A 14,773-nucleotide genomic window follows, 5' to 3' on the forward strand; every position below is an offset into this window, starting at 1 on the left:
AGGACGTAGCCCTCACCCGAGGCTCGCTGAACTTCAACGCCGGCAAGTCGTACAGGATCGGCTTCCAGCTCTACTCTCCGCTCTCCACGGACGATGATGTGCTGACCCCTGCCGGCTTCTACGCCGAAGAGATCCTCATCAGCTACGACTCGGTGGGCCCGAAGATCAGCTTCACCGATGAGAGCCTCCCGATCTACTTCGTGGTGCCGGCGGGTGCGGATCCAGAAGAGTCCTGGCTCGAGATGGATCTGATCGGGACCGAGGCGCGCAAGAAGCTGGAGACCGCGGTGCCGACCTACCCGGACGAGATGACGCTGTTCGTCACCCTGAAGGTCAAGGGGAAGCTGCCCTCGGGCAAGGGCGCGGAGACGAACGAGGTGACGTACCCCATCAGCATCAGTCGCGCAGCCAGGTGTCCGGACGACCAGGTGCCCACTTATGCCGATACGGAGGGGGCCCCGTGCGGCTACCCTGGCCAGGACGCCTTCTACAATACCTTCGGCTGTATTCCGGTACAGGGTGGTTGACGGTCCCGTCTTCTTTGCTTAAGCGCACCCCGCCATGTCCTTCCGCGCACACTTGGAGTCGGTGGTCAATCAGGTCGACGGGGCCCTCGCCTGCAGCGTGATGGGCTTCGACGGCATCTCCGTGGAGACCTACCAGAAGGACGAGGCGGGGGAGCTCGAGCTCAACGGGGCCTGGGTGGAGTATGCCAACCTGCTCACCCAGCTGAAGAACGCCGCGGACGTGCTGAAGACGGGGGCCGTGACGGAGCTGAGCGTCAACAGCGAGAAGGTGTTGACGATCATCCGTCTGGTGTCCCCGGAGTACTTCCTGGTGCTGGCCCTCCGCGCCGAGGGCAACTACGGTAAGGGCCGATACGTGCTGCGGGTCACCGCGCCGAAGGTCCGCGCCGAGCTCTAGTTTCCCCCTTCCAAAGGGGAGTTCCATCGGCTAGACACCCCGGACTTTTTCAGCAGTCCGAAGGAGCTGTTCCATGGCCGGTGTCATTGATACCTCCGATTTCCGCAAGGGACTCAAGATCGAGATCGACGGGGAGCCGTTCGAGATCGTCGAGTTCCAGCACGTCAAGCCGGGCAAGGGCTCCGCGTTCGTGCGGACCACCATCCGCAGCCTGCTGACGGGCCGTGTGCTCCAGCCCACGCTCAAGTCGGGCGAGAAGGTGGGCAAGCCGGACATCGAGGACAAGGAGATGCAGTACCTGTATCTCCAGGGCGAGGACTACTACTTCATGGACACTCGCAACTACGAGCAGACCTTCCTCAGCGAGAAGGTGCTCGGAGAGGCGAAGAACTTCCTGAAGGAGAACATCAACGTCTCGGTGCTCTTCTACAACGGGAAGGCCATTGGCGTGACGCTGCCCAACTCGGTGGATCTGAAGGTCATCAAGTGCGATCCGGGTGTGCGCGGCGACACCGTGTCTGGCGCGCTGAAGCCCGCGACGCTGGAGACGGGCTACACGGTCAACGTCCCGCTCTTCATCAACGAGGGGGATGTCCTGAAGATCGATACGCGCGACGGGAAGTACCTCACGCGCGTGGCCACCGGGGGCTAGTCCGGGCAGCAGCCCAGGCGGGAGGGGAGTATGGCGACGAAGCGCAAGGCAACGCGGGCAGAAGGTGAGCCCACGCCGGCCAGCGGCCGCGACCCGGGGGCGACGTCCCTGGACGTGGAGGCGCTCCGGCAGATCGTGGAGCTGCTCGAGGCCTCGGATGTGACGCGGCTGGTGTGGCAGCGGGGTGATGAGCGGCTCTACATCCGCCGCGGCCATGGGCCGGCGCCCACCATCGTTCACCACGCGGCTCCCGTGAGCCCGTCGGTGAGCCCGGTGCCGCCGGTGGAGTACTCGACGCCTGCTCCCTCGCGCGTCTCGGCCCCCGCGCAGGCCTCTGCTGCCTCCGCTCTGGCCAAGGCGGCGGAGAAGCCCGGCCACGTGCTCACCAGCCCGTTCGTGGGGACGTTCTACCGGACGCCTGCTCCGGACCAGCCGCCCTTCGTGGAGGTAGGCTCGGTGGTGAAGAAGGGTCAGGTGCTCTGCATCGTCGAGGCCATGAAGCTGATGAACGAGATCGAGGCCGAGCAGGCAGGGCGTGTGGTCGAGGTCCTGGTGGAGAACGGGCAGCCGGTGGAGTTCGGCCAGGCCCTCTTCCGCATCGAGCCGGCATAGTCCGCTCGAGGCCGGCCACGAGCCGGCCCCGGCGGCTGCGAGGAGACCTGGCGTGTTCAAGAAGGTGCTGATTGCCAACCGCGGGGAGATTGCCCTGCGGGTCATCCGCGCCTGCCGCGAGCTGGGCATCGCGACGGTGGCGGTGCACTCCACGGCGGATGCCAACGGGCTGCACGTGCGCTTCGCTGACGAGGCGGTGTGCATCGGCCCTCCGTCGTCCAAGGAGAGCTACCTCAACGTGCCCCAGCTGCTGTCCGCGGCGGAGATCACCCGGGCAGATGCCATCCATCCCGGCTACGGCTTCCTCTCGGAGAACGCCGAGTTCGCCGAGGTGTGTGAGAACTGCAAGATCCGCTTCATTGGCCCGCGACCGGAGATGCTGCGGCTGATGGGCAACAAGGTGCGGGCCAAGCAGGCGGCGCGCGAGGCGGGCCTGCCGCTGCTGCCAGGCAGCACCGGAGTCGTCCGGGATCCGAAGGAGGCCGAGGCCATTGCCCGGGAGATCGGCTTCCCGGTCATCATCAAGGCGGCGGCGGGAGGGGGCGGCAAGGGGATGAAGATCGTCCGCGAGCCGGGCGCGCTCACCCAGGCGTTCGCCACCGCGGGGGCGGAGGCGGTGGCCAGCTTCAACAACGGCGATCTCTACATCGAGCGGTACGTCGAGAAGCCGCGCCACATCGAGATCCAGATCGTCGCGGATGAGCACGGCAACATCATCCACCTGGGCGAGCGCGAGTGCTCCGTGCAGCGGCGGCACCAGAAGCTCATCGAGGAGAGCCCCTCACCGGCGCTCACGCCGGAGCTGCGCGAGAAGATGGGGCGCATCTCCGTCGAGGCGATGCAGCGGCTGCGCTACAACAACGTGGGCACCATCGAGTACCTGCTGGACGAGCACGGCCAGTTCTACTTCATGGAGATGAACACCCGCATCCAGGTGGAGCACCCGGTGACGGAGCTCGTCACGGGCATCGATCTGGTGAGCGAGCAGATCCGCATGGCCTACGGCCACCCCCTGCGCTTCAAGCAGGAGGACATCCGGATGCGCGGCGCCGCCATCGAGTGCCGCGTGAACGCCGAGGATCCCGTCACCTTCGCCCCCTGGCCGGGGAAGATCACCGGCTACAGCGTCCCGGGCGGGTATGGAGTGCGTGTAGACTCTGCTGCGTATGAGAACTACACGGTGCTGCCACACTACGACAGCCTGCTGGCGAAGCTGATCGTCCACGCGGAGGATCGGCCCACGGCCATCCGGCGCATGCAGCGGGCCCTGGGGGAGTACGTGGTGGAGGGGATCCGGACCAACATCCCGTTCCACCGGGCAGCTCTGGCGGAAGAGGCCTTCCAGGAAGGCCAGTACGACACCCGCTTCGTCGAACGCCTGCTGGCCAGCGAGACGGGCAGCCGCCGTCTGAAGAAGGCCATTGAAGAGACGCCCTGAGAGGCGCCCTGAGGCTGCCCGCCCGGCCACCGGTCACGCAACCCCCTGATCCGCCTCGGGGATGGCCCGGCGATTTCTTGACCCACGAGAGCCTCTTCCGTTAGCCTCGGGGTTCCCTCGCTGGATCCTTGAAGGACGCAGGAAACCCCAAGAAGTTCCAAGGGGTTAGACCGGTCGGAAGCCCCGCTCGATGGACAAGAACAAGATCATCGAAGCCGCCGCGAAGCTCGTCGCGAAGGGCGCCTACGACAAGGCCATCAAGGAGTACCAGAAGGTCCTGGAGGCCGATCCCAAGGATATTCGCGTCCTCCAGAAGATGGGGGAGCTGTACGTCAAGAAGAACGACAACCCCCAGGCCGCGCACTACTTCACCAAGGTCGCCGAGAGCTACTCCACGGATGGCTTCTTCCTGAAGGCCGTCGCGCTCTACAAGCAGGTCCTCAAGCTCAACCCGAACCTGCTGGACGTGAACCTGAAGCTGGCGGAGCTCCACCAGCAGCTCGGGCTGATGTCCGAGGCGATGGCGTACTTCCAGATCGTCGCCAACCACTACGACAAGGCCGGCGATACCCGGCAGCTGCTCGACACGCTCAAGCGGATGGTCGACCTCGACCCCGAGAACGTGGCGTCGAAGATCAAGCTGGGCGAGCTGTACTCGAAGGAGGGCCTGACGAAGGAGGCGGTGGCGGAGTTCAAGCGCGCCGCTGACTACCTCAAGAAGAACGCCCGCACGGATGACTACCTGCGCGTGGCCGAGCGCCTGTCCGCCCTGGAGCCTGAGAACATCGCGCTGGCCAAGGATCTGGCCAAGCTGTACCTGGACAAGGGTGATCAGAAGCGCGCCCTCGCCAAGCTCCAGGTGGCCTTCAAGGCGGACGGGCGTGACGTCGAGACGCTGAACCTGCTGGCCCAGGCGTTCCAGGGGCTGGGGCAGACCTCGAAGACGGTCTCCGTCTACAAGGAGCTGGCCAAGGTCTACCAGGACACTGGCCGCGCCCAGGAGGCCAACGGCGTCTGGGACAAGATCGCCGAGGTTGATCCACAGGATCCGGAGCTGCTCGCGCGCAACGCTCCCGCCGCCCCCGCGGCTCCTGTCCGAGGGCCTGCTCCTCGTACCGCCCCCGCGCCTGCGCCGGCTCCCCGTGCGGCCCCCGCGCCGGCTCCCGCACCCGCGCCTGCCCCCCGTGCCGCGCCCGCACCCGCGCCTGCACCGACTCCCCGTGCGGCCCCCGCGCCGGCTCCTGCGCCCGCGCCGGCTCCCCGTACCGCTCCTCCGGCCACGATGACCCCCGCGCCCGTGGGGCCGCTGACGCGCGAGCAGCTCTCCAAGCTGCTCACGGAGACCGACGTCTACGTCAAGTACGGCCTCCACGACAAAGCGCTCGAGCACCTGCGGAAGATCTTCGCCGTCGATCCCGAGAACCTCGACGCGCACGAGAAGGCCTACAACATCTACGTCTCCGCCGGGAACACGGTGCAGGCCGGCGAGCAGCTGCTCAACGTGCTGCGGCTGTGCACCCGTCGCTCGGACTCGCAGCGCGCCCAGCCTTACCTGGCCGCCATCCTCCAGCAGAGCCCCAACCACCCCGAGGTGCCCGCGTTCCTCGCCGTGCTGCGCGTGGAGCAGGCCGGGGCGCCGGTGGCCGCGCAGGTGGAGTCCCTGGAAGAGGACGCCATCCTCGTGGAGTCGAACGACGAGGAGATCGTCGTCGCCGAGGCGCCCGAGGACGCGCTCGCGCGGCCTCCAGGGGATGATCTGGCGCTGGCCGCGATCGGCTCGTCCGAGTCTGATGAGATCGTCGAGGAGGGCTCCGCGGAGACGGTGCTCGGCGACGAGGAGCTGGTGGGCGAGGCGATCGTCTCCGGCGAGAGCGACATCTATACCTCCGACGAAGCCACGTCGCTGGATGTCGGGGACGACGAGTCGCTGGTGGTCGCCGACGAGACGACGAACACCAACATCATGGACGAGCCGCTCGTCGCGGGCTCCGCGGACGAGGAGATGTCGTTCGTGGACGCGACGTCCGCCGAGTACCTCGTGGACGAGCCCGGCATCTCCATGGGAGACGAGCCCATCGTCGACGAGGGAGAGGGCCTGGCGCTCGGGGACGAGGACGATCCGCCGCCCACGCGTCCGGCGATGCCCTCGGCGCAGCTGCTCCAGACCGCCAGCTCGACGGACTCGCGGCACGCGCTGGGCGACGACGAGGAGATGCCGACGCGGGTGGCCATGAGCCCGGTGGCGAGCGCGGGCTTCGATTCCGAGCTCACCTCCTCGGGCCACCCCGCATACGAAGCCGAGGACGCCACCGTCGTCAGCGCCGTGCTGGGGGTGGAGGAGAGCGACGACGTCCACACCCAATCCACGGAGGCGATCTCCAGCGAGGAGGAGCCGGCCTCCGAGGAGTGCGACGAGGCGAGCTTCTTCCTCGATCAGGGGCTGACCGAAGAGGCGCGGGAGATCCTCGAGAACGTGGTGATCGCCTTCCCGGATCACCCGCGCGCCGCCGAGCTGATGGCGCGGCTGGAGGCCCTCGAGTCCGGGAACGGGACCACTCCGACGACGGAGGAGACCGAGACCGGGATGATGCAGGTGCCCACCGTGGAGCCGGTGGATGCGCCCGCGGAGCGCGACGCGTTCGATCTGGCGGCGGAGCTGGCCGGGGAGATCGATGGGCTGGCCGACACCTCGCCCGCCCCGAGCTCGTCCGAAGACGACTTCCAGTACTCGGTCGAAGAGGTCTTCGCCGAGTTCAAGAAGGGGCTGGAGAAGGTCGTCAAGCCCGAGGACGTGGACACGCACTACGATCTGGGTATCGCCTACAAGGAGATGGGCCTCAGCGACGATGCGCTGGGCGAGTTCGCCGTCGCGCGCAAGGGGTGCGTGGGCACCAAGCGCGAGCTGGACTGCATCACGATGATCGGGATGCTGCACGGCCTGCGCGGCGAGCACGCGGAGGCGGTGAAGGCCTTCAAGGAGGGGCTCGCCAGCGAGCACGCCAAGGACGAGGCGGCCAAGGCGCTCGGGTTTGAGCTGGCGCTGGCCTACGAGGCCATGGGCGAGGAGGGCAAGGCGCTCTACCACTACCAGCGGGTAGCGAAGCTGGACCCGAAGTACCGCGACGTCTCCTCCCAGGTGGAGCGGCTGTCCGCGTCGGTGAAGCCCGAGCCTGACCCCATTGCAGCTCCGAAGCCTCCTCCAGCGGCAGCCGCAGCTTCCGCGGGCGCCCCGAAGGCCCGCAAGGTAGGCTACGTGTAGTCTACGTCCGGCGAGCCCATGACGACCTACCTCGACTTTTTCGAGCTCACGACCGAGCCCTTCTCCAACGCCCCGGTCAGCCGGTTCTATTACAACTCCACCCAGCACTCCCAGGCCCTGACGCGGCTGATGCACGCCGTGGGCTACATGAAGGGCCTGTCCATCCTCGTGGGGGACATCGGCGCGGGGAAGACGACGCTGGCGCGGCGGATGCTCGACTCGCTCCCCGAGTCCGAGTACGAGGCGGCGCTGCTCGTCATCATCCACTCGGGCATCACCGCCAACTGGCTGCTGCGCCGCATCGCGCTGCAGCTGGGCGTGGAGAACCCGGCCCAGGAGAAGCTCGCGCTCCTGTCCCAGCTCTACCAGCGCCTCCTGCAGATCTACGAGTCCGGCAAGAAGGCCGTCGTCCTCATCGACGAGGCCCAGATGCTGGAGACGCGCGAGCTGATGGAGGAGTTCCGTGGCCTGCTGAACCTGGAGGTTCCGGAGCGCAAGCTCATCTCCTTCGTCTTCTTCGGGCTGCCGGACATCGAGAAGAACCTCAAGCTGGATCCGCCGCTCGCCCAGCGTGTGGCCTTCCGTTACAAGCTCGAGCCGTTCACCGCCGAGTCCACAGAGGCCTACGTCAAGCACCGCCTGCGGCTGGCTGGCTCGCCCCGGCTGCCTTTCTCGCCCGAGGCGCTGCTGGCCATCCACAAGGCCTCCGGCGGCACCCCGCGCGTCATCAATACCCTGTGCGACAACGCCCTCTTCGAGGCGTTCCTGGCCCGCCAGGAGACCATCAGCGAGGAGCTCATCCGTCGGGTAGCGGACAACCTGGGCCTGGTGGGCTCGGCACCGCCCCCGGCGCCGGGGGCTCCGGCGAAGCCTGCTCCTGAGCCCAGCAGCCGACCAGCCAGCGCGAAGATCGATCTGGCGGAGATCGACCGCTACCTCGAGGGGCTCGGTAAGCTGTAGCGGCGTTGGCCACTCAGAGCCGTCAGGGCGCGCGACGGGCGCTACTCGTGATTGCCCTCCTCATCGTGGGGGCCATTGCCGCTCTACGTACGTCCGTGGCCTGGGAGACGGCCTGCACGCTCGCGCGGCGGAACCTGCCGGATCTGATCGGGCTGGAGGTGGGCATCGGCCAGTGCGAGCTGGATCCGCTCGGACAGAAGGTCATCATCCGCGGACTCGCCCTCTTCACGCCCGGCACGGACACGCCGCTGCTGGCCGCGGATCTGGCCGAGGTCCAGCTCGGGCTGACGCGGCCCTTCTCCGGCAAGCTGGCCCTGGATCTGGTGCGCGTGCAGCGGCCTCGCGTGGTGGTGGATCTGTCCAAGCCCTCGAAGGAGAAGCCGGGTGAGCCGGCTCCGTGCGTGCTGGCGCCGCTGGAGCGGCTGAGGATCTCCCGGCTGGCGCTCACAGGAGCGCAGGTGCGGGTGGTGCTGCCTGGCGGACGGCGCGTGGAGGTGTCGGAGCTGGACGTGGGATGGAAGGAGCGCTGGGGCATCGCCGAGTTCGACGTGGAGGCCCGGCGCGGTGTGGTGGGGTTGGGGCCTGGAGGCGGCGAGCTGCTGCTGGGGCGGCTGGTGCTGAGCGGCGGCCTGGACGTGGACGAGCAGTCGCTGGAGCTCAACCGCGCGGAGGTGGCGCTGGACGATGCCACCGTGAGCGTCTCGGGACGGGTGGAGTCGCTGTGCCAGCCGCTGCTCGCGCTGGACGCGCAGGTGTTCTTCCCGCTGCGGACGCTCTCTCAGGCGGGGCTGTTGGAGCGGTCCGCCTCGGGGCACGTGTGGACGCGCCTCACGGTGACGGGCCGCCCCCTGGCGCCGAGCGTGTCCGTCGAGGTGACGGCGAACGGCCTCGCCTATGAGCGCTACGGCCCCACCTCGCTCACAGCGCAGCTGCACTACCAGGGCGAGCGGGTGCTGGTGGAGAAGCTGACGGTGCCCGTGGGCAACGGGCGCGCCGAGGTGAGCGGCACGGTCCGGCTCACCCCGGGCCTCCCCGTGGATCTGGACGTGGAGACGCATGATGCGTCCTTTGGACGGATCCTCGCGCAGGCGGGGGTGAAGGGCTCCTGGGTGGACTTCCCGGCGACGACCACGGGACACCTCTCCGGGACGATCCTGCCGCGGCCGCAGCTCTCGGGCACGGCGGAGCTGCGCACCGGCCGCTTTGTGTTGGCCACCCGCGCCTTCGATGCGCCCGAGCAGAAGGGGCTCACACTGCTGGCCTTCGAGCGGGGCCGGGTGCAGGCGCAGCTGAAGATCCTCGCGGACCGGGTGACCATCGGAGCACAGGTGGAGTCGGGCCGCTCGAAGATGAACTCGGATGTCACGCTCTTCTATGAGCCCACGCGCGGGCTGGAGGTGCGCGCGGACGGCGAGCTGGAGCTCTCCGACTATGGCGCCATCGCCGGCCTGCCGTGGGAGGGCCGCGGCACGGCGAGCCTCACCGTGGTGGGGCCGTACGCGGACGTGAAAGTGGACTCGAACCTCTCGCTGCGGGACTTCACCTTCTGGGGCTTTGGGCTGGGCGTGGTGCAGGGCAAGGCGACGTTCGAGGATCTGGTGCTGTCCTTCCCGGCGATGTCCGGGCAGAAGGGCCGCACCCAGTACTTCGGCAAGGCCGCGCTCACCTTCGGCAAGTCGCTCCACGCGAAGGCCGAGGTCAACGTGCCACAGGGGCGCACGGAGGACCTGCTGGACATCATCGCTGGGCTCCACCCGAACATCGCCGTCATGCAGGGGACGATCGCGGGCCTGGCCTCCGGGCGGGTGGAGATCGACAGCCCCGTGGATCGCTTCGAGGGGCTGGCGGCGTTCGACTTCAAGAACACCACCTACTATGGGCGCCGCATGGGAGAGGGCTCCTCGCGGCTGCGCTTCGTGGATGGCAAGGCGATGGTGCTGGAGCGCACCACGCTGGTGGGGCCACTCGGCAAGAGCTGGGCGGAGGGGACCTTCACCTTCGCGGGCGGGCTGGACTACCGCTTCGGGGGCGAGGACCTCTCCTTGGCGGAGGCGGTGGGGCCGGAGCTCGCCGCGCGCATGGGCATGCAGGGCACGCTCACGCTGGACGGCACGGTCAGCGGCAACTCCAACCTGCCCATCGTCAAGGGGGAGCTGAAGGGCCCCCGCATCACCTTCGCGGACCGCGATCTCGGCGCGATGCACCTGGTGGGCGAGATGACGGGCCGGGATCTGGTGATCTCCGGGCCGCTCTTCCGGGATGCCAACGGTGACCTGAAGATGAAGGTGCGGGAGCCGTTCCCCTACGAGCTGTCCGTGGTCCTGTCGCTGCCGGAGATCCGCCCGCTGCTGCCCCAGAGCGCCCTGACGCAGGGCATGTCCGGCTCGCTGACCGGCATCCTCAGCGTGCAGGGCAACATCCGCAACATGGAGGGTGCGCAGGCGACCGCGCTCGTGGACCAGCTGGCCCTGGCGCGCGGCAGCTTGCGTGGCGTGAACGAGGGGCCCATCACCCTGAGCTACGCGGGCGGGAAGCTGAGCGTGGAGCCCTTCACCTTCCGTGGGCCGGACCTGGAGCTCTCCGGCTCTGGCTGGATGGGGCTTCGCACCCTGGATCTCAACGTGAGCGGCGGCCTGGACATGCGCCTGCTGGAGACGGTGCTTCCCGAGGTGGAGCGCACGGGCGGGCGGGTGGAGTTCCAGGGGCAGGCCACTGGCAGCCTGGACAAGCCCTCCCTGGTGGGTGAGGCCTCTGTCTCCGAGCTCCGGCTGTCCGCGCGCGGCCGGCCCATCACGCTGCGCGCCGTGTCCGGCCTGGTCACCTTCACCGAGCAGGGCGTGCTGCTGAAGGGCTTCCGGGGCCTGCTCAACGAGGGGCGCGTCACCGCCAGCGGCGAGCTCGCCCTCAAGCAGTTCCAGCCGGACAAGATGACCTTGGTGGCCGAGCTGGAGGACGTGACGTACCGCTACTCGGATGATCTTCCTGTCACCGTCTCGGGCGGGCTGCAGCTCACGGGGAACCCGGACGCCCTGCTGCTTGCGGGCGACATCGACATCCTCCGGCTGCGCTACCAGAAGGGCCTGGAGCTGGACTCCATGCTGAAGAACCTGGGACGGCGCACCGGCGCGGTGCTGCCGACGACGTCGGACAGGCCGCGGGAGTTCCTCACCTATGATGTGCGTGTCCACCTCAAGGATGTGCGGGTGGACAACAACCTGGCCCGTGCCCGGCTGCTGGGCGACCTGCGGCTGACGGGCACCAATATGCGCCCGGGGTTGCTCGGCCGCGTGGAGACGGACGAGGAGAGCCAGGCCTTCTTCCGCAACAACCAGTTCGTCATCAGCCAGGGCCAGGTCGAGCTCCGGGACCGCTACGGGATCGATCTCGTGTTCGACGTGCGCGGGCAGACGCAGGTGCGCGAGTACACCGTGAAGGTGCACGCCTTCGGGCGCCCTGCGGACCCGCAAGTGGTCTTCTCCTCCGAGCCCGCCCTGGCCGAGGGAGATGTGGTCTCCCTCCTCACCCTGGGTGTGACGAGCACGGACAAGGAGACGGCGGCCTCGGCCAGTGCGGGCCTGGCCGCCGAGGCCCTCTTCAACGTGTCGGGGTTGGATAGGCAGGTGAAGCGCTTCCTGCCGAGCAACCCCGTCCTCCGAGATCTGTCCTTCCAGATCTCGACCACGTACAACGATGCGACCAGGCAGGCGGAGCCGACCGCACAACTGGAGTCGAAGATCCTGAGCGATCAGCTTAAGATCGGCATGACGCAGCCAGTCAGCGGGCGTGGGACACGCGCCCGGGCCGAGTACCGCTTCGACAACCGCCTCTCCGCACAGGCCCAGTGGGACAACGAGAACAGCGAAGCCGCGTTCGGCAACCTCGGACTCGAGCTCAAATTGAGCTGGGAGGTCGAGTAGCGCTCTCCGTGTGCCTGCTGTGGGCAGGCGCAGTCCTGGCGCGTCCCGCCATGCAGGCGCCACCTCCGGCGGGCGAGGAGCTCGCAGAGCCAGGGGAGCAGGTGGCCCCCGACGTCATGGCGGTGGAGCTCGTCCTTCCGCCAGGCTCGGACACGCAGGGGCTGGCGGAGCTGGTGACGATCCGCCGTGGGCAGGTGCTCTCGCCGCTGGCGGTGCGCCGGAGCGTGGAGGGCCTGTGGAACACCGGCCGCTTCACGAACGTGGAGGTCCGCGCGGTGGAGGTGCCCGGCGGCGTGCGGCTGGTGTTCCAGCTCACGCCGGTGCAGCAGCTCGTAAGGCTCGTCATCGAGGGTAACGTCGCCCTGTCCGACGAGGAGATCCGCGAGGCCAGCGGTCTGCCGGAGTACGCCCCGCTGGATCCGGACAGTGTCGACACGGCCCGCGCCGCCATCGAGGAGGCGTACAGCCGCAAGGGGTATGATCAGGCGCGGGTGGCGGTGTCCCAGGAGCCGGCGACGGGCGGGGTGGTGCTGGTGTTCACGCTGGACGAGGGCCAGCCCACCCGGCTGGAGCGCGTCACGCTCGCGGGCAGTCCCGGCCTGCCGCTGTCTCAGCTGCTGGAGGCGCTGGGCTTGAAGCCGGGCATGGTGTTCGATCAGGCGCGGCTCCAAGCGGGCCTGGAGCAACTGCGGAGCTTCCTGCGCGAGCAGCGCTACTTCCGCGCGCGGGTGGGGAACCCCTCGGTGACGTTGGAGGCAGGCCTCGCGACGGTGGCCCTGCCCGTCTCCGCCGGCCCTCGCTACACCCTCCACTTCCACGGCAACCACCACTTCCCGGGCACGCTCCTGGACCGCGTCCTGGCCTATGACGGCACGGAGTCGCTGGATCCTGGGGTGATGTGGAACCTGGCGCGGCGGGTGGCGACCTTCTACCGCTACCGGGGCTTCCACGACGTGCGAGTCACCCCGCGCGAGGTGCGCAGGCCGGACCATGCGGAGGCCGTGCTCGTCTTCGAGATCGAGGAGGGGCGGCCCCTCACTGTGACGGAGGTGCGCTTCCAGGGAAACCGGGCGCTGCCCAGCGGCGTGCTGCGCGAGGTGCTCGCCGAGCGCATCCGCAACACCGATCCGGTGCCCGAGCTGACGCTGCCGTTGCGGGACGATCCGCTGCAGCTCGACGGGCGTGGCGGGCAGGGGCCTCGCTCCGTTCCGCTAGCACCGGATCCCCACACCGTCTTCGTGGAGGAGGCGTACCTGGAGGCCGCGGAGGTGCTGACGGAGGCCTATCGCGAGCGCGGCTTCCCCAATGCGCAGGTGCGCTTCCACCGGCTGGAGCTGGATGTGAACGGGCGCACGGCCGTGGCGGAGTTCCAGGTGGAGGAGGGCTTGGAGACGCGGGTCGACGAGGTGAAGGTAGACGGAGAGCCGCCGGGGACGAGCATCGCGGGGCTGGGGCTGAGCGAGGGGGACTCGCTCAGCGAGGAGGCGGTGGAGCGCGCGCGCCAGAACCTCGAGCGGGCGGTCGCGAAGCAGGGATACCTGTTCGCTCGTGTGGAGGTGAAGGCGCTGCCAGGAGGAGAGGATCCGCGGTACGTGAAGGTCCACCTGCACGTGGAGCCGGGCCCGCAGGTGCGAGTGGGCCGCATCATCGTCCAGGGGCTGACCCGCACGGACGAGCGAACGCTGCGCTCGCACCTCGACCTGGAGGTGGGCACGACGCTGGATCTGGAGAAGCTGGCGGAGGGCCGGCGCCGGCTGGCGCGGCTCAACATCTTCCGTCAGGTGGAGCTGCAGCTGCGCGAGCCAAACCGCCGAGAGGAGATCAAGGACATCCTGGTGACGGTGCAGGAGCGGCCGCGCATCGACGGTGAGGTGTCCGGCGGGTACTTCCTGGTGGACGGTCCGCGCGTCACGGTGGACACGGCCTTCCCGAACGTGGACGGACGCGGGCTCAACCTGCTGGCCCGTGCCAAGGTGAACTACGTGGGCTGGAGCCAGGAGGCGTTCTCCGGGCGGTTCGACGGCATCCAGGACAGCTCCCTCCAGGGCTGGGATGGGCTGGGCGGGCGCGGCAGCGTGGCGCTGAGCCAGCCGCGCCTCAACTTCTTCCTCCTGCCACGGGACACGGGCGCGCGGCTGGACCTCATCGGCGAGCGCATCCACAGGCCCTCCTATCTCTCCACGCGGTTCGCGACGGTGGCCGGCCTGGACTGGCCGGCGGCACGGTGGCTCAACCTGTCGGTGCAAGGCGAGCTGGAGCACAACCGGCTGCGCTCGCGCGGCGGCGTGCTGAACGTGCTGAGCCGGGCGGACCTGGAGCGGCTGCGCTTTCCGTACGGTGTCTTCACCCTGTACTCGCTCCGAGCATCCTCCACGCTCGACTTCCGGGATGATCCCACCCATCCGCGCAAGGGCCTTCTGCTCGCCACCAGCGCGGAGTACACCCGGGACCTCAGCGTGGCGCCCACGGACGCGCTGGGCAACAGGGCCGAGGACTTCCCCATCCACGAGCTGAAGCTGTCCGGCAGTGTGAGCGTGTATGCCCCGCTGGGCCGCCGCGCCAGCTTCGCGCTGTCGGCCCGGGCCGGGACGATCGTCCCACTGGCCGACAACGCGCAGTCCATCGGCTCCAAGCTCTTCTACCTGGGCGGCTCCTCGAGCCTGCGCGGCTTCCGAGAGGATGGGGTGTTGCCCGAGGACCAGCGCGCGGAGGTACGCCAGCAGCTGCTGGACTGCCGCTCCGTCGTCAATCCGCTGGGCTGTCCGTCCGAGCTGGTGGCGGTGCTTGCGGGGCAGGCGCCCCTCAGTCAGGGCGGCGAGCTGTTCACCCTGGGGAAGGCGGAGCTGCGCCTGCCGGCCTTCAGCTCGCTGGACCTGGGCTTCTTCTTCGAGGCCGGCAACCTGTGGGCTGAGCGGACGAACTTCGATCCCACGGTGCTGCGCTACACGGCGGGCGTGGGGCTGCGCTACGTGACGCCGGTGGGGCCGTTGGCCTTTGACGTGGGCTTCAAC

At 68.6% G+C, this 14,773-nt stretch carries 9 protein-coding genes; all 9 read left to right on the plus strand.

The window, feature by feature from the left end:
- A partial coding sequence (locus VD972_RS18570; protein ID WP_324988813.1) for a hypothetical protein occupies positions 1 to 527 on the plus strand: 527 nt, incomplete at its 5' end.
- Between the two features lie 34 nt (positions 528 to 561).
- A complete protein-coding gene (locus tag VD972_RS18575; RefSeq protein WP_324988815.1) occupies positions 562 to 924 on the plus strand; it encodes a hypothetical protein in 363 nt (120 codons plus the stop codon).
- A gap of 73 nt (positions 925 to 997) precedes the next feature.
- On the plus strand, positions 998 to 1,576 hold the full coding sequence (gene efp / locus VD972_RS18580; RefSeq protein ID WP_324988817.1) for an elongation factor P: 579 nt from the start codon (positions 998 to 1,000) through the stop codon (positions 1,574 to 1,576).
- Positions 1,577 to 1,606: 30 nt separating this feature from the next.
- Positions 1,607 to 2,188, plus strand: coding sequence for an acetyl-CoA carboxylase biotin carboxyl carrier protein (gene accB / locus VD972_RS18585; protein WP_324988818.1), 582 nt, complete (start codon positions 1,607 to 1,609; stop codon positions 2,186 to 2,188).
- 52 nt (positions 2,189 to 2,240) lie between these two features.
- Positions 2,241 to 3,626 carry an acetyl-CoA carboxylase biotin carboxylase subunit gene (accC, locus tag VD972_RS18590; protein WP_324988820.1) on the plus strand — a complete coding sequence of 462 codons (1,386 nt, stop codon included), beginning with the start codon at positions 2,241 to 2,243 and terminating at the stop codon, positions 3,624 to 3,626.
- Positions 3,627 to 3,816: 190 nt separating this feature from the next.
- Complete coding sequence (locus VD972_RS18595) at positions 3,817 to 6,885, plus strand: tetratricopeptide repeat protein (RefSeq protein ID WP_324988822.1); 3,069 nt, start codon at positions 3,817 to 3,819, stop codon at positions 6,883 to 6,885.
- An 18-nt stretch (positions 6,886 to 6,903) separates the two neighbouring features.
- A complete protein-coding gene (locus VD972_RS18600) occupies positions 6,904 to 7,845 on the plus strand; it encodes an ExeA family protein (protein WP_324988824.1) in 942 nt (313 codons plus the stop codon).
- A 47-nt stretch (positions 7,846 to 7,892) separates the two neighbouring features.
- Complete coding sequence (locus VD972_RS18605) at positions 7,893 to 11,762, plus strand: translocation/assembly module TamB domain-containing protein (RefSeq protein ID WP_324988825.1); 3,870 nt, start codon at positions 7,893 to 7,895, stop codon at positions 11,760 to 11,762.
- Positions 11,763 to 11,812: 50 nt separating this feature from the next.
- On the plus strand, positions 11,813 to 14,773 hold a 2,961-nt coding region (locus tag VD972_RS18610; protein ID WP_324988827.1), incomplete at its 3' end, for a POTRA domain-containing protein.

Source organism: Hyalangium sp. (genome assembly GCF_035629615.1).
Taxonomy (GTDB): Bacteria; Myxococcota; Myxococcia; order Myxococcales; family Myxococcaceae; genus Hyalangium.

Bases quoted from the DNA above. Each gene is read 5' to 3' on its own strand.
- VD972_RS18575 (WP_324988815.1), top strand. From the start codon at position 562: ATGTCCTTCCGCGCACACTTGGAGTCGGTGGTCAATCAGGTCGACGGG.
- efp (WP_324988817.1), top strand. From the start codon at position 998: ATGGCCGGTGTCATTGATACCTCCGATTTCCGCAAGGGACTCAAGATC.
- accB (WP_324988818.1), top strand. From the start codon at position 1,607: ATGGCGACGAAGCGCAAGGCAACGCGGGCAGAAGGTGAGCCCACGCCG.
- VD972_RS18595 (WP_324988822.1), top strand. From the start codon at position 3,817: ATGGACAAGAACAAGATCATCGAAGCCGCCGCGAAGCTCGTCGCGAAG.
- VD972_RS18600 (WP_324988824.1), top strand. From the start codon at position 6,904: ATGACGACCTACCTCGACTTTTTCGAGCTCACGACCGAGCCCTTCTCC.